The organism is Agrobacterium sp. LEGMi-208b (assembly GCF_059511785.1).
In genome coordinates, this window is record NZ_CM183445.1 from 1,048,511 (window position 1) to 1,071,226 (window position 22,716).

The following is a 22,716-nucleotide window of genomic DNA, read 5'->3' on the forward strand; positions in this document are numbered from 1 at the left end:
GAAATTGGCGAAACGAAAGCGCAGTAGCCCTAAGGCTTACGCTGACGCATCTCGCAGGTGATCAGAGTTGTTGAGCACATGAGTAAGACAAGGACCGCAAGGCGGTCAGCATTGGGGTCTTTTTTGCTGGATTCCCATGGCGGCAATGCGGGACAGTGTGATCGCTGTGAAGCTGCCGATTAAAACGAGAGCGGCGGACGTCGAGGAAGATGATGCGGATCTCAATTTTTGACGGCCGCCGCCTTTTTTATTTTTTTCGGGGTAGACCGCTGTTCCTCTGCGCCCTCCTCGTCGTCATCGCTTTCAACAATCATCTTGCCAGCATCATCTATGTCGTCGAGGTCGAAGGCGCTCACCTCATTCGCACGAATGACAAGAGCTTGCCACTTCTTCTCTTGGATAAGACCGTTAACGTGCGCTCGCTTTAGAATGTGATACGGATTGTAAAACACCGCATACGATAGATCACCAAGCGGGCCGGTTTTCAGTCCGATGAAGCCAAGGTTAGCAAGCCGTTGAACCCTATCTTTCCAAGTCCTCAGAGCGCGTTGACCCTCGAAGCCCGCATGGAAAGCCATCTCCTCTGGTCGATTGAGGGTAAGAAATGCTTCCTCCCTCAGTCGGCACCACATTTCGAAATACGTCTGGCCAACGGGAAAGCCTTTCCCAGATAGGTCATCCATTATGCTCATCATAAGGGGCATAAGACGGGGGACCGCCGTCCAGCCTTCGTTGTCCATCTTCCAGATCATGCCATCTGACAGATCGGGCCAGAGCTTAGAACGCGCATCAAGCTGGCGTTTCAGAATATCTCGTTGCTTGCGTGCCATATTATCACTCCGTTAGCGACTGTCGGGTTCGGTTTTGGACGCCGAACCCTTCGCTAGAGATTTTCCCTCGTAACCGCGAGGACCGAGGACTAAGGTTGAGTTGGTTTTGGACTTCCGACCGCCTCAGTTGTCTCTTTCGATGAAGCCAATGTAGTCTAAACTCGAATACAAGTCGAATGCCAAGTTCCGTTATCTTGACTTGAGATGGCATTGTATATGTCAAACTCAGATGTCGAGTTGGCATTTTTACTGCATCTCCATGTCTCTATTTGCCTTTATAGGCGGCACCAGTCACGCAAGGCATTGAGAATTATTGGCAATCTGATGCGCAAATGGTGTCGCGGTTTCGCGCTATATGGGTCTCGGGGTATCTGCGGTATCGCGGTATGGGGAGCATGAGGGGGTTATCCCAAAATTGACTGTTTCATAATGACCTAAAAATCTGAGGGGTCGAACTCGACAATTGCGGAAGCGCGTCACCCCCCGCCCCCTTCCGTTGCACCGTTCAAGGCGACATAATAGCCTTTTGCCTGACGGTGGGGTTTTGAATGAAATACGCGCTCGTTGATGGGCGGCGGCGTGAACCTGAGACGGGACTGAAAGGCATCTGTCACGCATGTGGTTTGCCGATGACGCCCCGCTGCGGTCAGCAGAGGGTCCACCATTGGGCGCACCGAACGGCAAACTGCGATAAATGGTGGGAACGGGAGACGGTTTGGCATCGCCAGTGGAAGAACAAATTCCCTGTCGAGTGCCAGGAAATCCGCATTTCATCTCCTACCGGCGACTTCCACGTAGCCGACGTACAAACGCCAACCGGGACAGTGCTTGAGTTCCAGCACTCGCATCTACCGCTTGCGGACAGGCAAGCCCGTGAGAGCTTCTACGTGAACATGGCTTGGATCGTTGACGGGCGGAGGAAGGCAAGCGATTTCGCGGCCTTTGCGTATTCATTGTCCTTTGCTGCCCCGGATTACGGCAATGTGCGCGCTTGGCGTCTGCCTTTAGTTCGATGCGCGATTGCAGAGAATTGGTCCACCACGCTCTCGACGGCATATCTCGATTTCGGTGACGCCTCTTTCCCGATCAAAAAGGGGCCATCTGTCTCGCATAAAGAACTGCCGTCCAGCGGCGTACTGTGGCGAGTTACTAAGGCCCGGAACGGGCGCATCGTCATCACGCCATTCTTACGGCAGAGCGTAATCGATCACTATATGAGTGGAACCCCGCTCGACGGCTTTGATCCGCATCCTAGGCCAACCGATGGCCGTTGGGACTACCGTTCTTTCGACTAGCGCCCCGATTTGCTCTAGGTCCGATGCGTTCTGAGGTGTCCACAAAAGTACACTTTATGGACGCGGCCCATTGACCGTTCACTTTGCGTCCACTATGGATATGTCCACTATTAGCTTAGAGGAAAGTGGACGATCGATGATTGTTGGATACGCCAGAGTGAGTTCCACGGGACAGGATCACGCAACTCAGATCGACCGTCTCAAGGCGGCGGGTGCGGAGAAGGTCTACAGCGAGAAACAGTCCGGCCTTGACCGGGAGCGTCCCGCCTTGGACGAGTGCCTTCGCTTCGTCCGAGAGGGCGACGTGTTGCTTGTGACGAAGCTGGACCGCCTTGCAAGGTCGGCATCGCACCTCCACCAGATCGTAGAGGGCTTGAATGAGAAGGGCGTCGGTTTCCGAGTGCTGGACGACGCAACGCTCGACACCACCACCAGAACCGGGAAGCTTGTCTTCGGCATCCTCGCCAGTATCGCAGAGTTTGAGACTGATTTGCGCAAGGAACGGCAACTGGAAGGTATTGCCAAGGCGAAAGCCGAGGGCCGAACCGGAGGACGTCCCGCGATGATCACGCCGGAGGTGAAGGCGGTCATGACCCAGATGAAGGCTGATGGCGTGAGTGTTCGCCAGATCGCGGCGCAGGTAGGGTTCAGCAAGTCGGCGGTTCAGAAGGTATTCGATGCCGCCAAGGGGGAGGCATGACGATCGATACGGTTATTGTTGTCGGCAGTTGGCTGGTGATCGGCGCTTTGGCCGTGGGCGGCATCTGGTCTGTCCTGAATAGTCTGTTCGGCCGGTAGGGTGCGACAATTTGGCGTGTCGTCCCTTTCGGGTGACTGCCTTGGCACAAAATGCGCATCCGGCTCCAGTCCCATAGGCCGACCATCGTCACCCCCGAGTGACCACCCCGAACCGTCACCTTCGGGTGTCCTTATCGCTTGTTGTGCCGGTTGTTTTCCTGGCTATTAAGGGGGCCTCGTTTCTCAACAGGGGCTTCCAATGCAAACCAGCAGACAGCAGAAATCCGCGATCCCGCTCGACTACAGCGTGTCGGACATGACCATCGCCGCAGAGTTCATCATGACGGCCATGCGGGCGGCCGTGAATGGGCATCCGGTAGCGAGCGCCGACGTGGTGCGACCGCTGAAATGGGGAAGGTCCAAGATCGATGAAGTCTTGACACAGGCTGAAGCGGCCACACCCGCCACAGTCGTTCCTCTCACCAGTCGGGAGGCGTGATATGGCCCGACAAAGAGGCAACAAATGGCAAGCCGACGTCACCCTTGAGGACGGCAATCGCTTCCGGCCCACGTTCCCGACGGAGGAACAAGCAATCAAATGGGAGACAGCGGCTCGGGACGCGATAGCGATGGGTAAACCTCTCCCGCCTGTCAGCATTCATATCAGCGGCTCCAAGACCCGTGACCTGTCCCTCCTCGGGCCTTGCTTCGACTTCGTGAAGCGCACGGTCTGGTCCTCTCAAGCGCGTGGCGGCGTAGCCCAAATTCGCAACGGTCAAACCGCTGTCGACCATTGGGGCCGCAACAAGCCTCTGAACGAAATCACGTCGGCGGATATCGCTGACTGGAAAGTCGATCTCGCTGACGAGGGCCTTGCGCCTTCCTATGTCAACAAGAAGATCGCTGCTCTCTCGAAAATCCTCAAGACAGCGCACGACGCCGCGGCCATCGACAAGATGCCCTCGATCAAGTGGAACGCAGTCGAGAAGACCCGCTTCCGGTTCCTTGACGAGCAGGAGGAGAAGGTCTTGCTGGCCTACTGGTCCGCGAACAACGATCAGGACAACTACGATCTCACGGTCGCTCTCATCGACACCGGGGCGCGTTGCTTCTCGGAAATGATGAAGGCGGCATGGGAAGATTTCGGTCCTCAGTTCTCGACCGTCACTTTCTGGAAGACGAAGACCAAGCGGCCCCGCACGGTTCCCCTGACGAAGCGCGTGAGGGAAATCCTTGCCCGACGCCAGAAGTTGGAAGCGAAGCACCTCAAGGGTCCGTTCACGAACATGAACGAACACAAGATGCGGTCGCGGTGGGACACCATGAGGGCGGTTCTCGACTTCCATGACGTCACGCCTCACGTCCTTCGCCATACGTGCTGCACTCGTCTGGTGCTGGCCGGTGTCGATATCAAGCGCGTCATGGAATGGATGGGCCACTCGGCCATCGTGACCACCATGCGCTACATGCAGATGAAACCGAGAGGGCTGGAGGATATCCTTCATGTTCTGGAGGGGACACCTCAGAAGCCCAAGAGGAAGCGGGAGAAGTCCCCGGTGGTGGCGTCGGCATAAACCTCATGGGCCTCGGGTAACTCCGGGGCCTCTTCATTCCCCGGCTACTGTCGTGCGCGGATTTTTTTCCATGGCACAGTTGCCCCGAATTCCTGGCACAGTTGGCCGGAACCCTCTGCCAGACAACGAAACCCGGAGGATATTCAGTCCTTTGTGACTGAAATCGTTGAGTTTTCGTCTCTTGACGCTGTTCGTCCGCGATGCCATACGACGCACATGAGACGCTAATTCTCACTCCCGCATACCCGATGACGTGGCAATATGGGCCTGACGTCATAACCCCATGCACTCGGCAGCCCTCGGCTCCCCATGTGCGGTTCGACAACACAAACCCCACTCTCCTTGTCTGTTCTCCCGAACAGTCCGGTTCACTGTATCCAGACCTTCCGGTTCCAGCCGGGAGCGAAACCGTCATGGGCTAAGACGATGATGCCCAGTCGAGCCATATTCTGGAGCGGGTTAGCCTCACGTGACCGCGAAAGCGGACGAGACTGGCACCGCATAGCCGCCAATCCGGGTAGTCCCCGGGGAGGGTAGCGGAGCTTTGTGCGCGTTGTGTCGCCAAGGTGGAACCGATCTAGGGCGCGGGTCAGCACGACCGCCCACGGCGAAATCTATCTCAACACAACACGTACCATACGTCATCGCCCGACAGGTTTGCCACGCTCACTAGGAGGCAAGCCCGAAACAATAGCACCGTCCGTCTGCACCTATCTGTTTCATGCCCCGTCGCTTCCCGATGACGACCGCCATCAATCTCATTCTCAACATCATCAGGAACACCCATGAACCCATCAGAGAACTCATCCGCCACCCCCGCCGCGACCTCGTTCACCACCCCTCGGGACCGCCTCCAGATCACACAGAATGCCTCCTACCTGGCCCGCCGCCTTTCCGACGAACTTCGGGGCGGCAAGAGGGCCAATCCGAACGTGACCCGCGCAGTTGCTGTGGCCGATCACCTCAACGCCCGATTACTTGATGTTCAGCAGCTTTGGCCGCATCTGCAAAACCAGAAAGGCCAGCCCACGGATCGTCCCGACGTCCTCCAGAGCGACGACCTTCCGACCATCATCGGTGCCGCTTCGTCAGATGCCCGATACGTACAGCGACTAACTGCCGGTGGCATGGGTATGGCGGTCAACGTGGTCGAACCTCTCCGGGTCCTTGGGGAGCTTCGCCGGAAGCTGGACTTCATTCAGGATCGGTGGCCTGAGCTACAGACCGATGACCATGTCAGCGACCGCCCGACCCGTGATGACAAAATCTTGCAGCAGTTGATTGCGTCTGGGGAGGTCACTCTTTGACGGTGGGCTATGCCGAATGGATCGCGGCAAAGCGGGCGCAAGCACTGGCCGTTGGTGGTAAGCGGTGGACCCGCACGATGCTCGCAGCGGCAAAGCGGGAAGCGACAGCGAGGCGGCATGGTGTCCACATGAGCCACAGGAAGCCCGGAGAGATCGTCAATCCGACGACCGGGGAAGTCGTCACCGGCTGCGTCACTATCGGGAAATTTGCCTCGTCTCTTGGCACCACCACGGCCCGCCTGACCGACCTCATGGAACAGCGCGGCCTCGTTCACCGCGTTCTGACATGGAAGCACGTGCCGATGATATGCCATCCGGGCCACCGAAAGCCCGATTACTACCTCACCCCGGAGGCCACACCCACCGCAGTGTTCGCGGGGCAGGTTGTTCAGATCAAAGGGCAGTGGGGATTGGACCAAAAGGGGGCACATCGCTCCATGATCCTCATCACGCCGCTAGGCCAGGAACGTATTCGCAACGCGTTCTTGCCGCCGACCGGTGAACCGAAGGCGACGCAGGTTCGCCGTGAAAGCATTGAACGTCTTCACCGCCAAGGTCGAACTCCGGCTGAAATCGTCCGCACCACAGGCATCGCCCGAAGGACGGTTTAGCTGCTGCTCTGCGGCCTGTTTCAGCGCGGTATGTCCCTCATGCAATAGCCGCGAGCGAGAGGACCCATCAATTGACAGCCCCTCGCGCTGCAAAAGCTCGTCAATCGCTGGTCCATACCACCGTTCCATCTTGTCTTCGTTGGCATAGACCGCCTCGCCAATCTCAAGGACGCGGCGCCAATGTTCAGGCTCCCCCGGTTCGTCCTCAAGTGGGGCCATAAACTTCAGATAGAGTTTCCCCGCGAGGGCGACGATCTGGCGGTGAGGTAAAACATCAGGCTTTGCCCGGAACGCCTTGCAGCGAGCCTCGAACTCACGTTCTCTCTCAGAGAATAGCTGTTTCGCCAAACTAGGGTCTTTGGTCCTGAGCGATACCTTGATCTCCTTCTTGCCAAATTGGATCACCAGATCGACAGGAACGCGAACGCGGAAATAATAGACGCCGGTTTTGGGATGCTTGAAAGGACGGGGCATTTGCAGGACCATGTGGCCACCTCTGTGTACCACCGAGGTGCTTTCAAAGCACTGATAACAGCCAAATATTTGTAAATCAAACAGGAAAATGGTGCTGCTAGAGAGATTTGAACTCTCGGCCTCTCCCTTACCAAGGTAAAACTTTTGCATTCTAAAGTATTGCCACTCATTGAGTAATTTCCTTTTTCTTTTCTTCTTCCCCTGATTTTCCCCACGGAAGCGAATTTATGCTTGCCGCATGTTCCTCAACATTTGTATGGGCATAACGCATTACCATAGCGATGCTTTTCCAGCCTCCGAGATGCTGAAGCGACGTAAGATCGCGATTTTGACGATAATGCCAGGTCGCCCATGTGTGCCGGCAAGCATGCGGGGTGAATGAGGATTTAAATTTCTTCGTGCCGGTTTTGTCGACCTCAGTGGTGCCGAGTCCAGCGCGCTTACAAGCTCCCTTGAAAGCGCTCTTTATTCGTGTGCCAGCCGACGTGTCTTCATCCTGATCTGGATCGGGACGATCGTACGGCTGCCCTTTGTGAGTGCGAAACACATCACCCTGTCGGTTACTGATCTTCGATAGCTCCTGAAGCACTCGCGGGTGAAGCGGAACACTGCGAGCTTCACCATTCTTTGTTTTTGGAAAAGTCACCTGTTTCAGATCAAGGTCAACGTTCCGCCAATCCAACCACAACGCCTCACCCGTGCGCGCGCCCGTGTAGATCATGAACACCGCCAATGGCTTCAAATGAGGAGCACACGCCTCGACTAGACGATCGGCTTCGTCCGGTCTCATCCAGACAATTTTACCCTCGGGCTGTTTGGGTCTTTTGAGCTTCAGGGGTGTGCACCACCCTCTGAAGGCCGCATGTTTCAGGATCGCAGACATAGGTGTAAAAACCTGCCGGTTCCTGGTGGCATTACTGGCGGTTGGATAGAGCTTTTTTGATGCTACCTCGATTTCGTGCTGCCCAATATTCTTTAGGAGACATTCCCCGAAATGATCTGCAAGAGGCTTCAGAAACCGTGTCTCTCCATTCGAATGCTCGATGTAGTCAACAGCTGCCTGCGCGAATGTGATCGTCAAGCTCTTACCGAACACGCCTTCATTCAGTAGTTCTTTCTCACGCTTGATGCGGATTGCTTCGGCGATTTTTTTGTCAGAAGTGCCTGTAGTTTCCTCGATGCTTTTGCCGAGGACGGTTCCGCGCATGATCCAGTTTGGGCTTTTCGGTCGCTTAACGAGTTTGAGGGGCATGAAATAGCTTCCGTCAGATTAACAATATCGGCCGGGGCGTAAAAACGTTGCCGCCCAATACACCGATAGAAGGGATAGGTTTTAATGAGATCCCTCAAACGTCGAACAGAGATGCGTAACAAGTCCGCAACTTCCGCCTCGGTGCTGAGTTTTTGAGCGCTCATTTTTAGCCGCCCTCCCCCGCAAACGACCGCAGCAAATCGAAAGTGAAATCTTCAGCCACACTGTTTAGATATTCATTACTCTGGAAAAGGCCGGCCTTGCGCCGTACCTCATCCAGAGAGGCGCAGGGGTAAGAAGCCAATGCAATCAATGCTTGCCGTTCGAACAACGCCTCCGGCGCGTCGTGTGCTAGTTCGCTCCCATCACCTTTGTCCACGGCCTTTCGCGCTTCCAATGCTACGCACCAAGCCGCTATCGCGGCCTCGAGACCTGACGGCGCGGGTGTTTCGTCACTGTGACGCTTAAGAATGTAAAGAACCTCACGAAGATCGTCCGCCAGGTTAGTGACCGCAGTTTCGATGTTTCGCGATCGAGTCTCGACTTGAGACACTGAAAATCCTAAAACTCGGCGTGTGTTATCGTCAGCGTAATAAAACCCGGGCCTGTCACCACTTGCCGCGCGTTTGTCGAAAAGGATGTCTTGCACACCGGATTCTGTGATGATTGCTAGGCAGCAAAGAGCATCGACATCACCGTACATATTGTCCAGCGCGTCGCGCATGGCGTCGATTTTCTCAACGGCGCTTGCGCTCGATGCATCTTTCTGGTTTATTTTCATTCGCATTTGAATGCTCCTTGTGAAGAGGACACAAAAAAGCCGACGCGGAGTTTCCTAGGCCCGTGCGTCGGCTTTTTTCATTTCAAGTTGATCAAACAGCGCTCGCTGCAGGTGGTAGATGATTTCGGAATTCATCGAACGGCAGTTGCGCTCGGCTTCTTCCTTAATTCGCGTACGCAAGCCGTCGGGCAAACGAAGGCTTACTTGTTCCGCACTCCTTCCAGGTCGCACGATGTTCATGTCACACTCCAATGAAATCACTGTGATGTAAATTACCGTGATTTCATTGACTGTCAACGAAATAAATTACAGTGATGTCACGAACAGCGAGGAATGTAGTGGTGTCAGATCAAAAAACAGGTAGAGGATCCGATCAATTTCCGTTGCGGTTGCCTGACGGAATGCGTGAACAGATAAAGATTGCCGCCGAACGCAATGGCCGATCTATGAATGCAGAAATCGTGACCCGTCTGGAAAATTCTCTTGTCGGCAGCCAAAGCAATTCGTCTCTGGACGCGATTGCAACTGCTTTCGTAAACAAGATGATTGCAGCGCCCCACCCCTTGTCGGAAAACGACCGTAACAAGTTTCATGACAGTTACGAAGAAGCGAAACAGACAGAAGCTCGTGCAATACGCCGATTCATGGATGTTGCTTCCGAGCTGTTGGAAAAAATGCAAATCACCCGTAAAAAATCATGAGCGCTTATAACTTTGTTGGTGGAACTCACCCCCCGCCCCCACAGGGGTTAGACGCGAACTGTCAGGTCAAAGCAAAACTGTCAGTCCTTCACAGTTCTCAACACCGGTGCGCCATGACCGAAACAGAATACGTTGCAAGTTTTCGCCAGCCTGAAAACTACGATCCCGAAGAAGCTAAGAAAAAGATGATAAATTTCGTCAGGGCGCTGGCGAGAGCAGATGCGCGCCGGGATGCATCCGAAACCAAAAGACGGGACGCTGACGTTTCGCTATGATTCTACGATTCCCCGTGTGGAAAAATCGAATCTCGCTGAGTCGAGATGCAAATGCATGCCAAGTCTTCAACAAAAAAGAACGAAACGCGAATTATTCACTGTGGATATCGCGTCTTTGAGCACTAAATATAGTATTAACAATACCTTATCAAAGTATCTTTAAGTTGCTGATTCATAAGCGATTTTTTGGTATGCCTGTCAATAAAAACAGTAGGTTACACGTTTTGTTCCGCGAAAAAACGGTTCAACACCGTGCCGCCGCCGCTTGACTGTTCTTGAACAATCGACTTCTATCCCTAGTGTCAGTGTTCGCTGACGGTACGAAAAAGCCGAGGTCTGCGAAACCCCGGCTTCTCGTATCGAAACGCAAAGGCTAGGAAAGCTTGCGGATCGGTATCGTTAACAGGCGCAGAGTACGCGCTGAAACCCTTCTGTCAAGTTTTCCTATCCAAGTTTTACGGATAGGAACAATGAAGTCACACTCATATCAACTCACAAAACAAGATGCCGTGCAGGTTTGGATTCGCCATTGGAATGGCGAATATCAGCATGCAATTGCCGCAAGCTTCGGTGTCAATCAAGGCCGGGTAAACGAGGTTCTGAAGGGCCACCGTCATTCCGGAAGCGAGGAAATTGCTCGCGATCTTAAAGATCTTCACTAGGGAGGACAGTATGTCAGTCTACATGGTGACATATGACCTAAACACGCCTGGTCAGAATTATACGTCGCTCATAAAAGCAATTGAAAATTACACTCACTGCAAAGCATTGAAGTCAGCATACTTCATCGACAGTGGTGACAGTGCAGCGACCATCCGTGACAATCTAATGAAGCACATCGATAGCAATGATATGCTTTTTGTCATCGAACAGAAGAAGCACTGGGGAGCGAACCGGCATTCTTCTGCGACTGATTGGCTCCAGAATAATAATAGAACCTGGAGCTAACCAGTAAGTGATAGCACTCGCCGGTTTCAGTAAACGGCGAGTGACTGCACATCCGTTTACCAGCCGCCGCCACCCGGCTTGCTGATTTCCGGCGGAAAGGTGCGGCCGGTGTCAGCGTTGACGATTGTCCTGCCGCCTTGCGCACCGATGGTTGTCGCAGTGATTTTGATATTCTGAAGCTTGCTCGCAACGGCGTTCAGTTCGCGAACCGCCCCGAGCAGCCCGCTAACGAGACTGTCGCCGGCTCCCTTGATCGCGTTGCCCGCTTCCTGACCGTTTTCCGAGATCGACCGCGCGGCCTGGTTGATGTTATCGCCTGACTGTTCAAGCCGCTCTCTGACGCCACGAAACACATCCATGTTTGCGACCTCAGTCGAGATCTTCTGTCCGGCCACTCGGCCTTGACCATATTCGCGATACTGACGCTGCAGGTCGCTGACTGCTGAAGGTGTCGGCGGTATTTCTCTCGGCCGAGGCATCGGCATTGGCGCGGATCCTGCTGGCAAACTTTGGTTAGTGTACCCTCGCCCGCCACCCGGAAATTCTGCCATAACAACCGGCCGGCCTTGCCGACCAGCCGATGCACGCGGGCGGCGCGGATCATCTTTCCCAGAGCCGTATCTGGATGCCCAGTATTCACCCAGAAACTTTTCGTCGCGATATCCGCCCTCGTAGGCGAGATCCATTTCCTCTTGCTCCGATATGACGCCAAGGTTCCTACGAAACCAGCCCCATCCGCGCTTTTCCATCCCGCGCTGACGAGCGTTATAACGGTCAAGCTGTTTTACCCCACCATCCATGATAGGCGTCACGGCCGGGGCGACGCTCTCTCCGAGGGATGTTTTGAGTTCTTCCCAGCTCTTCGACATTCTGTCGATGGAAGCCTGCGTATCAGAAACGATCCGATTCATATCCCGGAACACCGTGCCGTTGACCTGCGCGGAATTCATCGTATCGATAAACCGCTTCAAGCTGTCGCCGCTCGTGATGAGCGACTGCATACCAAGGCGGAATTCCTTATCCCTGAATATCAGAGGCAGTTTCGAAAGGTCACCCTTGATAGCCTTCTGCGACAACCGCACAAAGGCGCTGACCGTATCCTCTCCATTCTTCTGCGCTGCACCCATCTCCTTGCGAAGATCGACGCCCAGACCTTTGAAATTTTTCGCCGTCTCTTCGGAGTATATTTTACCGAAGATATCTTGCGCTTGCGTCGCTGCGCTGCTCGCGTCGCCGGTGTCCTCGCGAATGGTTTGGAGAATGGCAACAAGCTTCTTCAGGCCATCCTCTCCCTCATAGCCCAGGGATGCGAAGCTGTTGGCGAGACCCGGAATGTACTGGGCCATATCCTTCAACTCGAACTGGCCAGCTTTGCCGCCTGTGACCATGATGTCAAAGGCGCGCTGCATGTTTTTTGTCTCAATCTTCAGGGCGTCAGCAGCCTTTAGACCGGTATTGGCGATATCCTCCGTGGCTGCGCCGGTCGCTTGCGCTGTGGCGAGCACGGAGGGAAGAAACCCCATTGCTTCATCCAGCGACTTGCCGGACGCGACGAGCGTATCAATCGCCTCAACGGCTGGCTGAACACTGTCGTAATTCAGATCCTTGGCAATCTTTTGCGCCTGCGCGAAAGCTTCTTTTGTCTGCTCAGTGGATGCATCAGCCGTGATACCTATGCGGGTCATCTGGCGTTCAAGCGCCGCAAAATCCTTTACCGTCCCTGCAACCGCTCGGCCGATTTCATAAGCCCCGTAGCCGGCAATACCGGTCCGCAGCATGGCGCCAGCCTTGTTGACCCCTTCGGCAGCGCGCTGCATGCCCGCAGAATGCCTATTGATCGAAGCGACTTTTCGGTCGAAGTCAGAAGCGGTTTTGTTGAACCGCAACATCTGCCGCTCGATCTGGCCCATGCGGGTCGCGACGGAACGAAAGGCAGGACTTGTGCTGTCCTTCCCGTCGATCTCAAGTTCAGCTTTGATTTTGCGGTTCGCCATGCGCGTTCATCCTCTTTCGAAACTAATGGAATTTCATCGGCGATGGTGCACCATCATCGGAAAGATTGTTCGCCTGCCGTTCTTCCGCGTCGGCTTGAAAACGGGCGGAGAGATCTTCCAGGCGGGTAGCGACACTGTTGGCCATGGCAACAGCAATATTTCCTAGTGCGACCCGCCCCCCCTCCACACCATGCCGAGAAAAGATGGCACTCAGTTCATCAGCGGAATTCGGCAGGCCGGAAAAAATCGCGACAAGATCGGCGCGTAGGTCATCATCCGTCATGACGGCAGTTCCTCAATCAGCGGGGCGGGCTCAGTTTGCCTCATTGGATGCGCCCAAATTAGGAATTATTTCTCTCAGTTTTAGCCCTTTAGTTTAGGCTTTAGGCTTCAATTTTAGGCTCAGACTGGCGAGATTTCGGGGTCGTCCCGGCCCGCACTGGGAAAGAAAGCGGTACGGTCCCTTGATGGAGGGGGTGGCCTACCAGGCAGCCAGCAAACCAGCGGCCACCCCCACACGAGACCGGGCAGGAGAACCCGGTCAGGTGAGACGCAAACGGACGAGAAGCGGCGGGCGAACGCAGATCGGAAGCACGTTCGATTCGGTGTGGATTTCCCGGCCCTTGTCATGCGGTAGATCGTCCGTCGACACGAAAATCTTGGCATCCGGCGCGGGCTTGCGGTTCGCGCCGCTCAGTGTATCGGGCGGAGCCACGTAGCGCTTGAAGTACGGCGTGCCGAGCGGAAGCAGGATGGCTTCGTCGTCGGGAACGGCCTTCTTGCTGATCAGCGTGCCGTTCGCCTGCCGGACCTTGTATTCCTCGTCGATCCGCTCAAGCGTGATGCCGGCGAAGCTGAAGCGGTCCTGAATGTCGTCACGCGCCGGATTTGCCGTCGTGCCAGGATAGGCCCGCAACTCCGAAAGAACGTTCGGATGCTTCACATAGTTGTCGAAGAAGTTTTTGCCAGCAAGGGCAATGACGCCGGTAGATGCCGTGCCGCGCAGTTCCTTGCGGATGATGCCCTTGGCCTCGCGGTTCTTATCGGAAACGGCAGTGTTGACATCATCGAGGTTGAAATCCACCACGTTTTCCGTGAGGTCGAATTTGTCATAGAGGTTCAGCAGCACCTTGCCTTCACCGTCCATGACGACGCCGTTCAGTGCGCCCCAGTCGAGATAGCTGTGGGTAAGGTCGTGCTTGCCGCGCATCGCCGTCAGGCGGTCGTTATAGACGTCTTCCAGCGAGGCCATGACGTGATCCGTACCCCAAACCGTGAGGTTCTGGATATCGGAAGGTGTGATGGCGTCATCAAGCGGAAAATGCGGAATGTTGAACTGAACGCCGCTGCGATCATTGCGCATGTTGTAATTCGTCTCGCCGCCGCGCTCGCGGGCCGGGATCACGGTCAGTTCGTCTTCTTCGACACTGAGGCGAACATAGGTGGTGTAGATTGGCGTATCGGTGAAGATGCCCAGCTGGGCGGCGCGACCGGTCGTGTAAGGCGCGACGTTGATCGCTTCCGTCAGATTGTCATCAGCGAATTCATCGGCCTTGAGATAGTCGAGTACGGTGGACATGTCAGGTTAAACTCCCATGCGAGCAACGATGCCAAGCGCGGAAAGCTGCGCGAGGGCGGCGGATTTCTGAGTGTCGGTGATACCGGCCGGCCAGACGAGAGCCTGCAGAACGACCTGCGCCCGACGCTTGAGGTTGACAACCGGCTGATCGGCGCTTGTCGCGTCGGCATACTGCAGGATGACGGCGGCGGCGGTCTGGGTGCCGTCGCTGGCGCCAGGTGCGAGCGGCTTGAACTTGCCGGACGCCGAGACCCTGCCGAGCACGGTTCCCACGATGACTTCGCCAGATCCGGACGCCAGTGTGTCGGTGTCGCGGGAATAGCGGTTCTTGCCTTCATCCTTCACGACATCGCTGTCAGTTTTGTAGCTGAATTTTTCCACGTCAGCCGCTCCTTACTTGATGCCGTTGCGGCGTTTCATGTTGGCGACAAGGCCGCTGGCCTGCATCCGCACCTCCCTACCATCATTAGGCATGGCCAGTGCGCCCAGCGAAGAAACGTCGCGACGAGCATTGGCAGCAGCGGCAAGACGCTGGTCTTGATACGACTTTGCCTGACTGGTTGGATTTGTCGTCTTGCCGGCCTTTGCCAGCAGAGCGACAGCGGCTTCCGGCTCGATATCCGTTTCGAGTGCCAGATGTTCGGCGAGATCAGAGCGATCTTTGGCCTCGGCGTGAGTGAGAATGGTCTTGATACGCGCAGCGGCTTCGGCCCGTGCCGTCGCGGCGGGTGTGTTTGACATAGTCTTATCCTCCGATGGAATGGGGGGTGTAGGATCAACTTTCCAGTTCTTCGCCGCGGCGAGATCGAGAAGCTTTTTCGGCGCATGCTGAAACAGGGAATAATCGAATGCGGCGGCCATCATGCCGCGCGGGCCAGGACCGGAAACCTTGTCGGCAAATCCCGCCGCAACGGCCTGTTGCGGTTCGAACCATGTTTCCGCCCTCATCAGATCCCGGCAGGCCGCAACGGTCTTTTTCGATTTTGCGGCATAGACGCCTGCGTAGACGTTCGACAGAGCGTCAAGCTCAGTTATGCTGCGCCTGTGATCGTCGGCGTTGCCAATCGTGAAATTGCTGACATCGTGGATCATCATGACGGATGAGTTCGTCATGGTGATCGTCTTTCCCGCCATCGCGATGATGGAGCCAGCCGAGGCGGCGATGCCCTCGATGACGATATCGACACCATGCGGGAGAGCCAAAAGGGCCGCATAGATCGCAGCGCCTTCCGTAGCTATTCCACCCGGCGAGTTGACGTGGACCGTAAGTTTTTTGTCCCGATTAACGTCATCGAGCGCCATCATCACATCTTCGTACGTGAAATATTCGAACAGTATGCCATCACCGACAGCGCCATTGAGGTACAGCTTGCCATTGGAAACGAACGCGCTCATCCGAGGCTCTCCTTGCTGGCGAGAACCGCGAGAGGATCCGCGTCAAAACGGCGGAGAATATCGAGGCCCAAATCTTCGAGATGACGGATAATCGCCTCTTCCGACAGTTCCAAAGCCAGCACTTCCGCCGTCTTCGCCTCGATCTGGGCTTTGCGGTCGGCGTCGGTCAGGCCCGAGATATCGCCATAGTTGACTGTGAGCAGCTTCAACATTTCGCCGCGCACCATTTGCGACAGGATGCCCATGATGAAATCCAGCGCCTCGGCAGGCTGCGGAGCGCGGTAAGACGGGAACATGAAGCGCCGAACAAAGAGCTTCAGGGTTTCTTCCTTGTGCAGATCGGCAAGCCAGGTATCCACGCGATCACTGGCGATGGACAACGCCACCGGCGCACGCTCAAGCTCCCCGATGGCGGCGCGCGTAAGAACTACCTTAAGGCGGATATCTTCCAGACCTTCGAACAGGTCAGCGCCGGCGCGTTTGGACTTGGAAACGGATTTTCTGGCGTCGGTCAACGCAATGCCTCCTTATGGCCTGAAACGAAGTCGGCGCAGTTCTTGGCAAGCTGGGAAGCACAGACGTAACGCTCACGAGCGATTTCGGCCTGATAGTTCGCTTCCTCGATTTTTTTATCGAGGCGCTTCTGTTCGGCCTTCAGAGTCGCCAGACGTTTCGAGAGGTTTTCGCCGGGGGCGCGATCAATCTGCCGCTGAAGGTTATGGATGTCCCGGCGCAGCACGGCGGCGCGGTCTGTCTTCGCACTCACCTCGTCCTGCGCCGCCTGCATCGCGGATTTCTCGCGATGTCTGATCGTCTGAAGGGCATCCAATCGGCCCGGATCGATTGTCGGTTGCTGCATCGAAAACTCCTGTGATGCAGCGATGATCCCGCCGAGTCGTGGTTTTTCAAATGGGGTCTTGAAAAACCACGGCGAGAATTTTGCGAAGATGGTCCGGGCCGGGAACACGGGAGCTCATCTGGAGCAACTGCCAGAACGTGCGATGCGGTTCTGAGGATGGGGCCTGCTGACGTTGGCGCTCACGCTGCCAACGGGTTTTTTCGTACCGGCAAAACTCCGCGTACATCTGCCGGCTGACTGTTGCGACCGGCTGGGCCGGCCAATGGCTCCGGGCAAGCGATTGCAACAGGGTGTCTCGTTCGGCTTTTACGACCGCCTTGTGAGCCGTCACGCCGCCATGGCTCTTGAGGCCCAGTGCGAAATCCAGCGAGGCAGGGCGGCCGCGCTCTAGATCGGAAAGATAAACTTTGAGGCCAGGACAAACACGAGATTTCGCATCTGGTGGTACCGGTGTTCCATGTTCGAGGAATTCGAAAACTGCCCGAAGCGCTGCCACCTGATCGGCTACAGAAACGCACTCGGCGTTCTCTTCTTCAGCCCATGCGTTGACGTCAGCCATGGGCGTTAACCTCACCGTTAACCTCGTTAACTGCGTTAACCCAAATTTTGGGGCTGTTTGACTGCCGGCTTCGCGGGGTCGTCCCGGCCCGCACTGGAAAAGAAAGCGGTACGGTCCCTACACCCAGGGGGGTAGGTATGAGGCTCGACCATGGATCAAAGCCTGAGTTTTCAACCAACCTCTTTGAAACAGATAGTTTTGACAGTTCACTGACAGTTTTACAGATAGTTTTATGTATATATTTCAATGAATTGACAGTTACTGACAGTTTCCCCTTATACGCATATGGAAAACTTTTTCGTTTTTTATTTCTACATATATATACGCGTGGAAAACTGTCAGAACTGTCAGGTTCTGTTGTTTTTAAATGACTTTTCGCCCTTAAACTATCCGTTGAACCGTCTGGTAAACTATCTGTAACTGTCAGACAGTTGCCATAAACTTTGAGAGTTCCCGGCCAAAGCCATGGAGGGGTCCGGGGATTTCGCATTAGAAATCCTCCGGAAAAGGTTCATGAGGGTCAAACCTGCCGGGTGGTGGCCCATCCTCCTGCGGTCCTGTGACATTGACCAGTCGAATATTCTGGTACCGCACAAGGCCGGTTGTTCTATCCTTCTCAAACTTCTTTCCCATTTCCCGCCCAAAGGCGGTGAGCGTCATCGGCTTGCCGCCCTGATCGATCGTAAAGTTGCTGTAAGCCTGATACAGCACTTTACCCTCGATGGGCTTGGCTTCGTGCTCCCTGACCACACAATGCGCCACAAAGGCCGCTGTACGGTCCATATCGTCACGATATTCCTGCGTAGCCTGCTTTACGGCCGAGGGAATAACCAACCCCTCACGCAGATATATTTTTATACCCTCAATCAGCCAGTTCAAAATACCGGGGTATTCAGGCGCAAAGGACGCTATCACATCCTGAAAATCGCGCCGGTCGGCCTCGGCAATTTGTTTTGGCCAATGGATGACTGCCATGCGTCGCCATATGCCGTCATCGGTTCCCGTGATCTTAGGATAACCGTTACCCGTCATCATTGCGATGAACTTCGGCTCAAAGTCCAGATATCCGGAGAACAGGTTGCGGGCGGTGATGATTTCGCCGCCGGTCAATTCCTTGACCAGGTTCTCCCGAAGCGGTTCGCCTTCCGGCAATTCCTTCACGCGGAGAAGCCGCTTGCCGTAAAGGCGCACGATGTCCGGGCTGGCGCCGCCCGATGATCCTCCTTCACCAATGATGCTCGTAGCTGGCAGCGTCACTGCAGAATCGCCCATCAGCTTGCACATCGTCTCCATGTAGACGGATTTGCCGTTTGCGCCATTGCCATAGTGGAAGAAGAGATACTGGACGGAGACGCCGAGCAGGCCAAGCGCCGAACTCACCTGCACAAGCTTCAGAACATCAGGATCGGGGATCTTGCTGCTGATGAAAGCAATCCAGCTCGGGCAGGTCGCATTCTCGTCATAGTGCACGGGAACGATGCTGGTTATCAGATCCTCTCGCCTATGACCGTCCATGACATCGAGCGAAAAGGATTTGCAGATTTCGATATGCTCAGCGGCGTCAGGCGTTTCTTCCGTGCTGATGAACCTGGGATTTTTCTGCCTGACCATCTTGCGGCGGAACGAGATAGTTTTGTTGCGGGTAGCGAAGCTCCATTTATCCGCGTTGAAATCGTCCGGCTTGCGCCTGATATGGGGAGCAATGCCACTCAGCATAGCGTTCAAACGCGCCGAGTTCTTCGAGCTAACGGCATGGTCGAGGCGGCGACTTATTCTCTTTCCGTGGGCTTCTCTGGCGGCATCAGCTGCCTTGCAAACCTTCTTCTCCGCAGCGGTGCGTTCGTCCTCGTCTTTCTCAAGTGCTTTCTTTGCCCGATCCATCGCGATCTGTTCATGTTGGGATGGCAACAAATATTGCGTCTCGGCCGCGATGCGATCTCCCAACTTTTGAGCGATAGCCAAGGCCGCTGGCTTGCCGTTTGCAACATCCCAGTGCGAACCCATCCATACGGCGAATAAAGGCTCCTTGGCCTTCTCTTCGTCGACGACAATCAGGTCGCTTCCAAAATGGAGTCTTAGCCGCGTAGCGTTGTCGGTGTCGGAATGGTCGAGTTCTGCGCAGTAACTAATTACAGCCGGGTCAGACTTCGCTTCAAAGAGAACGAAGGAAGGATTTTTGTCTGGGGTTCTCGGATGGTCGTAGTCGGCGCGCTGGCGCGCCGCCTCCCTGATCATAGCGGTAACTTCTTCAGGCACCCCGCGCTTAACCACGATCAGTCCAGCCGATCTGGCGCGCTATTCTCGCCTCTTTCGTAAACCACGACAGATTTTTCCAGCGCCGATATTCGCGCCGGTCGATCTGGCCCGTCCAATATTGGATGCTGTTTTTGATTTCGGCGGCGATGACCGCTTTTAACAGCGGGGCCGGTAGGGAAAAGAGATACTCATATCCGGCGCGAATGTGGTCGCGGGAACCTTCCTCCTGATGCTCTTCGGGCTGCTCTGTCATGCAACACCGTCCAGATACAGAATTGCTGCGTTAGGAGCACTCCCCGGATTTTCCCCGCATTTAGCCGCAAAAACTCGTTTTGTTCTGCATCGAAACGCACCGGCATACGACAACGAAAAACGTGTATAAGATATATATTTCAGGGGGTTAGATGGTGCTGCTAGAGAGATTTGAACTCTCGGCCTCTCCCTTACCAAGGGAGTGCTCTACCCCTGAGCTATAGCAGCATCCGGTGCCGAAGCGTTTGCTTCAGCATCAAGCGTGGCGGCCTATTGCCATAGGTTTTTGACGAGCGCAAGTCGCAAAACGATATTCTTCATCAAGCGGGGCAAAAAAGCGTGCCCCCTGTTGAAAAATACATTTTTCAGATATTGCTGAATCTATGAACGAACATCATGACAAACAGGCAAAGGCAGCGGTTTCCGCAGAGGCATCCGCTCCGGTGGCCGATGGCAAGCCGCAGGCAGGGCCCGGCGAAAAGGCGCGCCAGCGCGAGGCGGAACGCAAGGCCCGGGCGGCCAAGAAGCTTCGCGAAAATCTTTTGAAGCGCAAACAGCAGGTTCGTGCGCGCCGTGCCGGCGAAGAAGACGAGACGATTGGCCTGCCTGCCGCAAAAACGGACGAATCATCCTCATAGAGAATTCTCCAGCATAAAATTGAAACGCCGCGGAAACTGGTCTAAGGACACGCCTTTCCGCAAGGCACGATAGAAAGGCGGGCACAGGCCCGTAGGGACGCATGGATCGCATCAGAATTACGGGTGGCAACAAGCTCAACGGCATCATTCCCATCTCCGGCGCAAAAAACGCCGCCCTGCCGTTGATGATCGCATCGCTTCTGACCAGCGACACGCTCACGCTTGAAAACGTGCCGCATCTGGCTGACGTGGAGCAGCTCATCCGCATTCTCGGCAATCATGGCGTCGATATTTCCGTCAATGGCCGCCGCGAAAGCCAGGGCGAAGCCTATTCCCGCACCGTGCATTTCACCTGCCGCACCATTGTCGATACGACCGCGCCCTATGAGCTGGTCTCCAAGATGCGCGCAAGCTTCTGGGTCATCGGCCCGCTTCTGGCGCGTGAAGGCCGCGCCCGCGTTTCCCTGCCCGGCGGCTGCGCCATCGGCACGCGCCCGGTCGACCTATTCATCGAGGGTCTCGAGGCGCTGGGTGCAACGATGGAGATCGACGGCGGCTACATCAACGCCACCGCACCCAAGGGCGGCCTGATCGGCGCTGTCTACACCTTCCCGAAAGTTTCCGTGGGTGCGACGCATGTGATGCTGATGGCCGCAAGCCTTGCCCGCGGCACCACCGTCATCCACAACGCCGCCCGCGAACCGGAAGTGGTCGATCTCGCGCACTGCCTGATCGCCATGGGTGCGAAGATCGAAGGCGCCGGCACCTCCACCATCACCATCGAAGGCGTCACCTCGCTTTCCGGCGCGCGCCACCGGGTTCTGCCTGATCGCATCGAAACCGGCACCTACGCCATGGCAGTGGCCATGACAGGCGGTGACGTGGTGCTGGAAGGCACGCGCGCATCGCTGCTGGACAACGCGCTCGACACACTCAAGCTTGCAGGCGCCACGATCAGTGAGACGGAGACCGGCCTGCGGGTCGTGCGCAACGGCAACGGCATCCAGCCGGTCGATATCGTCACCGAGCCCTTCCCCGGCTTCCCGACCGACCTGCAGGCGCAGTTCATGGCGCTGATGACCCGTTCGCAGGGCGTCTCGCACATTACCGAGACCATCTTCGAAAACCGCTTCATGCATGTGCAGGAACTGGCCCGTCTCGGCGCCAAGATTTCGCTCTCCGGCCAGATGGCCCGCATCGAAGGCGTTTCCCGTCTGAAGGGCGCCCCGGTCATGGCGACCGATCTGCGCGCCTCCGTGTCGCTGGTCATTGCCGGCCTGGTGGCAGAAGGTGAGACGATGGTTTCGCGCGTCTATCACCTCGACCGCGGTTTCGAACGCCTCGAAGAAAAGCTCACCCGCTGCGGCGCTCTGGTCGAACGCGTCAGCGATTGATAGTGAGCCTGTGGACTAACGGCTGAAAAATACCACCCGGTTGTCAGCATAACCGGGTGGAGTTCATGATAATCGACGCGAGGAGGCGAAGGGAGAATTCTTCGTGAAACCATTTGCCGCCCCGCAACTCGAAACCGCGCCGCCAAGCAAGGACGACGCCTGCGTCCTGTCGATCACGCAGGCGACGGCCGCAACATTCTCCGATCTCTTTATCAGTCTGACCTTCCTCTGCTTTGTCCGGACAGGCTCCAAACGAGTCATTTGCCCCATCAATGGCGAGTTGGTGGCCAGAGAGGGAGATTTGCTGGTTTTCCCCCCGGGGTCTCTGGTCACTCTTGAGAACCGGCCGTTGCTGGACGCACACTACCGGGCCGATGGTGTGTATTTCAGCCATGACTTGATCAACTCTGTCTTCACGGATCAACGGCATCTGTCGGGCATACAGATCATTCGGGCACTTGCGAACGCGTCGGATATTCTTGAGCGTATTCAGGATACGCTCAATGACAGCAGCCTTCCCCCGCCCATACGCAGGCACCGGCTGCGGGAGCCCTTGATCTGGCTGCAACATCAGGGAATCCGCCTTTCCGCGAGGACGGATGAACAGCCTTCCAGCAAATTGCGGAACTTGATTGAAAGCGACCCGGGCCGTGACTGGCGCGTGTCGGATGTCGCCAGGCGCTTTGCAATGAGCGAAGCAACATTTCGCCGCTCTCTTGCCAGATCGGGTCTGGGCTTCTCACGGGTTCTACAGAATACCCGCCTGGAGAAAGGCCTTGCCTTGCTGCAGACCACCGACGCTCCCATCTCGCAGATCGCGCTGGAATGTGGCTTCAAAACGCCGTCGCATTTCTCTGATTCTTTCAAAAAACGATTCGGGATCAAGCCGAAGGCGATAAGATCGGCCAGCGATTGATCGTTTTTCGATAGTTGTTGCATCTCTGCCGGAAGCGCACGCCGCTTGGCGGCAATATCCTTCAGACGTTATCAACCTCCCTGAAGGA

At 55.8% G+C, this 22,716-nt stretch carries 26 protein-coding genes and 2 tRNA genes; 11 read left to right on the forward strand and 17 right to left on the reverse strand.

The annotated features are described in order from the left end of the window. Positions 1-221: 221 nt before the first annotated feature. Positions 222-830, reverse strand: a complete 609-nt coding sequence (locus AC5YUO_RS05215; protein WP_496154491.1) for a hypothetical protein — start codon at positions 828-830, stop codon at positions 222-224. A gap of 548 nt (positions 831-1,378) precedes the next feature. Here AC5YUO_RS05215 and AC5YUO_RS05220 point away from each other — a divergent pair. From AC5YUO_RS05220 to AC5YUO_RS05240, 5 genes are all read left to right on the forward strand, one after another. After that, the gene (locus tag AC5YUO_RS05220) at positions 1,379-2,125 is read left to right on the forward strand and encodes a competence protein CoiA (RefSeq protein WP_496154492.1); all 747 of its coding nucleotides are present in this window, start codon (positions 1,379-1,381) and stop codon (positions 2,123-2,125) included. A gap of 157 nt (positions 2,126-2,282) precedes the next feature. Then, entirely contained in the window at positions 2,283-2,825 is a 543-nt protein-coding gene (locus tag AC5YUO_RS05225) for a recombinase family protein (protein WP_496154493.1), read from the forward strand. 297 nt (positions 2,826-3,122) lie between these two features. Further along, positions 3,123-3,362, forward strand: coding sequence for a hypothetical protein (locus AC5YUO_RS05230; protein WP_496154494.1), 240 nt, complete (start codon positions 3,123-3,125; stop codon positions 3,360-3,362). 1 nt (position 3,363) lies between these two features. Further along, complete coding sequence (locus AC5YUO_RS05235; protein ID WP_496154495.1) at positions 3,364-4,437, forward strand: tyrosine-type recombinase/integrase; 1,074 nt, start codon at positions 3,364-3,366, stop codon at positions 4,435-4,437. Positions 4,438-5,222: 785 nt separating this feature from the next. After that, a complete protein-coding gene (locus AC5YUO_RS05240; protein WP_496154496.1) occupies positions 5,223-5,744 on the forward strand; it encodes a hypothetical protein in 522 nt (173 codons plus the stop codon). A 455-nt stretch (positions 5,745-6,199) separates the two neighbouring features. On the opposite strand, the gene AC5YUO_RS05245 is transcribed toward AC5YUO_RS05240, so the two are convergent. The 5 genes from AC5YUO_RS05245 to AC5YUO_RS05265 form a co-directional block, all read right to left on the reverse strand. Next, complete coding sequence (locus AC5YUO_RS05245) at positions 6,200-6,841, reverse strand: DUF6538 domain-containing protein (RefSeq protein ID WP_496154497.1); 642 nt, start codon at positions 6,839-6,841, stop codon at positions 6,200-6,202. Positions 6,842-6,918: 77 nt separating this feature from the next. Further along, positions 6,919-6,989 (reverse strand) — tRNA-Thr (locus tag AC5YUO_RS05250). Positions 6,990-6,995: 6 nt separating this feature from the next. Beyond that, positions 6,996-8,081: a tyrosine-type recombinase/integrase gene (locus tag AC5YUO_RS05255; RefSeq protein ID WP_496154498.1), complete on the reverse strand. Its 1,086-nt coding sequence runs from the start codon at positions 8,079-8,081 to the stop codon at positions 6,996-6,998. Between the two features lie 166 nt (positions 8,082-8,247). Beyond that, on the reverse strand, positions 8,248-8,868 hold the full coding sequence (locus tag AC5YUO_RS05260) for a hypothetical protein (protein ID WP_496154499.1): 621 nt from the start codon (positions 8,866-8,868) through the stop codon (positions 8,248-8,250). 48 nt (positions 8,869-8,916) lie between these two features. Further along, on the reverse strand, positions 8,917-9,102 hold the full coding sequence (locus tag AC5YUO_RS05265; RefSeq protein WP_496154500.1) for an Arc family DNA-binding protein: 186 nt from the start codon (positions 9,100-9,102) through the stop codon (positions 8,917-8,919). Positions 9,103-9,203: 101 nt separating this feature from the next. On the opposite strand from AC5YUO_RS05265, the gene AC5YUO_RS05270 reads away from it, so the two are divergent. From AC5YUO_RS05270 to AC5YUO_RS05280, 3 genes are all read left to right on the forward strand, one after another. Next, positions 9,204-9,563 carry an Arc family DNA-binding protein gene (locus tag AC5YUO_RS05270; RefSeq protein ID WP_234825292.1) on the forward strand — a complete coding sequence of 120 codons (360 nt, stop codon included), beginning with the start codon at positions 9,204-9,206 and terminating at the stop codon, positions 9,561-9,563. Between the two features lie 113 nt (positions 9,564-9,676). Then, positions 9,677-9,838 (forward strand): hypothetical protein, encoded by a 162-nt coding sequence (locus AC5YUO_RS05275; protein ID WP_496154501.1) that lies wholly within the window; start codon positions 9,677-9,679, stop codon positions 9,836-9,838. Positions 9,839-10,308: 470 nt separating this feature from the next. Beyond that, entirely contained in the window at positions 10,309-10,500 is a 192-nt protein-coding gene (locus tag AC5YUO_RS05280; protein ID WP_496154502.1) for a hypothetical protein, read from the forward strand. Between the two features lie 342 nt (positions 10,501-10,842). Here AC5YUO_RS05280 and AC5YUO_RS05285 read toward each other — a convergent pair whose 3' ends face one another. The 11 genes from AC5YUO_RS05285 to AC5YUO_RS05335 all read right to left on the reverse strand — a co-directional run bounded on the left by AC5YUO_RS05285 (position 10,843) and on the right by AC5YUO_RS05335 (position 19,908). After that, on the reverse strand, positions 10,843-12,780 hold the full coding sequence (locus AC5YUO_RS05285) for a phage tail tape measure protein (RefSeq protein ID WP_496154503.1): 1,938 nt from the start codon (positions 12,778-12,780) through the stop codon (positions 10,843-10,845). Between the two features lie 22 nt (positions 12,781-12,802). Beyond that, the gene (locus AC5YUO_RS05290) at positions 12,803-13,063 is read right to left on the reverse strand and encodes a hypothetical protein (protein ID WP_496154504.1); all 261 of its coding nucleotides are present in this window, start codon (positions 13,061-13,063) and stop codon (positions 12,803-12,805) included. A 258-nt stretch (positions 13,064-13,321) separates the two neighbouring features. Further along, positions 13,322-14,359: a major capsid protein gene (locus tag AC5YUO_RS05295; protein ID WP_496154505.1), complete on the reverse strand. Its 1,038-nt coding sequence runs from the start codon at positions 14,357-14,359 to the stop codon at positions 13,322-13,324. Between the two features lie 6 nt (positions 14,360-14,365). Then, on the reverse strand, positions 14,366-14,740 hold the full coding sequence (locus tag AC5YUO_RS05300) for a head decoration protein (RefSeq protein ID WP_496154506.1): 375 nt from the start codon (positions 14,738-14,740) through the stop codon (positions 14,366-14,368). A gap of 12 nt (positions 14,741-14,752) precedes the next feature. Next, entirely contained in the window at positions 14,753-15,754 is a 1,002-nt protein-coding gene (locus tag AC5YUO_RS05305) for a head maturation protease, ClpP-related (protein WP_496154507.1), read from the reverse strand. Next, the gene (locus tag AC5YUO_RS05310) at positions 15,751-16,269 is read right to left on the reverse strand and encodes a hypothetical protein (RefSeq protein ID WP_496154508.1); all 519 of its coding nucleotides are present in this window, start codon (positions 16,267-16,269) and stop codon (positions 15,751-15,753) included. Before AC5YUO_RS05310 ends, AC5YUO_RS05305 begins: the two co-directional genes overlap by 4 nt. Then, positions 16,266-16,721, reverse strand: a complete 456-nt coding sequence (locus AC5YUO_RS05315; RefSeq protein ID WP_496154509.1) for a hypothetical protein — start codon at positions 16,719-16,721, stop codon at positions 16,266-16,268. The genes AC5YUO_RS05310 and AC5YUO_RS05315 overlap by 4 nt, the downstream gene beginning before the upstream one ends. Then, positions 16,660-17,172, reverse strand: a complete 513-nt coding sequence (locus AC5YUO_RS05320; protein WP_496154510.1) for a hypothetical protein — start codon at positions 17,170-17,172, stop codon at positions 16,660-16,662. The genes AC5YUO_RS05315 and AC5YUO_RS05320 overlap by 62 nt, the downstream gene beginning before the upstream one ends. Before the next feature lie 489 nt (positions 17,173-17,661). Further along, positions 17,662-19,407, reverse strand: a complete 1,746-nt coding sequence (locus tag AC5YUO_RS05325; protein WP_496154511.1) for a DNA primase family protein — start codon at positions 19,405-19,407, stop codon at positions 17,662-17,664. Positions 19,408-19,435: 28 nt separating this feature from the next. Then, positions 19,436-19,681, reverse strand: coding sequence for a hypothetical protein (locus AC5YUO_RS05330; protein ID WP_496154512.1), 246 nt, complete (start codon positions 19,679-19,681; stop codon positions 19,436-19,438). Positions 19,682-19,833: 152 nt separating this feature from the next. Beyond that, positions 19,834-19,908: transfer RNA gene (locus tag AC5YUO_RS05335), tRNA-Thr, on the reverse strand. A 155-nt stretch (positions 19,909-20,063) separates the two neighbouring features. On the opposite strand from AC5YUO_RS05335, the gene AC5YUO_RS05340 reads away from it, so the two are divergent. The 3 genes from AC5YUO_RS05340 (at position 20,064) to AC5YUO_RS05350 (ending at position 22,628) form a co-directional block, all read left to right on the forward strand. Next, positions 20,064-20,318, forward strand: coding sequence for a hypothetical protein (locus AC5YUO_RS05340; protein WP_400818131.1), 255 nt, complete (start codon positions 20,064-20,066; stop codon positions 20,316-20,318). Between the two features lie 101 nt (positions 20,319-20,419). After that, positions 20,420-21,712 carry a UDP-N-acetylglucosamine 1-carboxyvinyltransferase gene (gene murA / locus AC5YUO_RS05345; protein ID WP_149744035.1) on the forward strand — a complete coding sequence of 431 codons (1,293 nt, stop codon included), beginning with the start codon at positions 20,420-20,422 and terminating at the stop codon, positions 21,710-21,712. A gap of 103 nt (positions 21,713-21,815) precedes the next feature. Next, on the forward strand, positions 21,816-22,628 hold the full coding sequence (locus AC5YUO_RS05350) for a helix-turn-helix transcriptional regulator (RefSeq protein ID WP_496154513.1): 813 nt from the start codon (positions 21,816-21,818) through the stop codon (positions 22,626-22,628). Positions 22,629-22,716 lie beyond the last annotated feature (88 nt).

Excerpts from the sequence above, each read along its gene's own strand:
- AC5YUO_RS05340 (WP_400818131.1), top strand. The coding sequence starts at position 20,064 with ATGAACGAACATCATGACAAACAGGCAAAGGCAGCGGTTTCCGCAGAG.
- AC5YUO_RS05320 (WP_496154510.1), bottom strand. The coding sequence starts at position 17,172 with ATGGCTGACGTCAACGCATGGGCTGAAGAAGAGAACGCCGAGTGCGTT.
- AC5YUO_RS05325 (WP_496154511.1), bottom strand. The coding sequence starts at position 19,407 with ATGATCAGGGAGGCGGCGCGCCAGCGCGCCGACTACGACCATCCGAGA.
- AC5YUO_RS05235 (WP_496154495.1), top strand. The coding sequence starts at position 3,364 with ATGGCCCGACAAAGAGGCAACAAATGGCAAGCCGACGTCACCCTTGAG.
- AC5YUO_RS05245 (WP_496154497.1), bottom strand. The coding sequence starts at position 6,841 with ATGGTCCTGCAAATGCCCCGTCCTTTCAAGCATCCCAAAACCGGCGTC.
- AC5YUO_RS05230 (WP_496154494.1), top strand. The coding sequence starts at position 3,123 with ATGCAAACCAGCAGACAGCAGAAATCCGCGATCCCGCTCGACTACAGC.
- AC5YUO_RS05220 (WP_496154492.1), top strand. The coding sequence starts at position 1,379 with ATGAAATACGCGCTCGTTGATGGGCGGCGGCGTGAACCTGAGACGGGA.
- AC5YUO_RS05215 (WP_496154491.1), bottom strand. The coding sequence starts at position 830 with ATGGCACGCAAGCAACGAGATATTCTGAAACGCCAGCTTGATGCGCGT.
- AC5YUO_RS05290 (WP_496154504.1), bottom strand. The coding sequence starts at position 13,063 with ATGACGGATGATGACCTACGCGCCGATCTTGTCGCGATTTTTTCCGGC.
- AC5YUO_RS05265 (WP_496154500.1), bottom strand. The coding sequence starts at position 9,102 with ATGAACATCGTGCGACCTGGAAGGAGTGCGGAACAAGTAAGCCTTCGT.
- AC5YUO_RS05330 (WP_496154512.1), bottom strand. The coding sequence starts at position 19,681 with ATGACAGAGCAGCCCGAAGAGCATCAGGAGGAAGGTTCCCGCGACCAC.
- AC5YUO_RS05295 (WP_496154505.1), bottom strand. The coding sequence starts at position 14,359 with ATGTCCACCGTACTCGACTATCTCAAGGCCGATGAATTCGCTGATGAC.
- AC5YUO_RS05305 (WP_496154507.1), bottom strand. The coding sequence starts at position 15,754 with ATGAGCGCGTTCGTTTCCAATGGCAAGCTGTACCTCAATGGCGCTGTC.
- AC5YUO_RS05255 (WP_496154498.1), bottom strand. The coding sequence starts at position 8,081 with ATGCCCCTCAAACTCGTTAAGCGACCGAAAAGCCCAAACTGGATCATG.
- AC5YUO_RS05240 (WP_496154496.1), top strand. The coding sequence starts at position 5,223 with ATGAACCCATCAGAGAACTCATCCGCCACCCCCGCCGCGACCTCGTTC.
- AC5YUO_RS05260 (WP_496154499.1), bottom strand. The coding sequence starts at position 8,868 with ATGCGAATGAAAATAAACCAGAAAGATGCATCGAGCGCAAGCGCCGTT.
- AC5YUO_RS05285 (WP_496154503.1), bottom strand. The coding sequence starts at position 12,780 with ATGGCGAACCGCAAAATCAAAGCTGAACTTGAGATCGACGGGAAGGAC.
- murA (WP_149744035.1), top strand. The coding sequence starts at position 20,420 with ATGGATCGCATCAGAATTACGGGTGGCAACAAGCTCAACGGCATCATT.
- AC5YUO_RS05275 (WP_496154501.1), top strand. The coding sequence starts at position 9,677 with ATGACCGAAACAGAATACGTTGCAAGTTTTCGCCAGCCTGAAAACTAC.
- AC5YUO_RS05280 (WP_496154502.1), top strand. The coding sequence starts at position 10,309 with ATGAAGTCACACTCATATCAACTCACAAAACAAGATGCCGTGCAGGTT.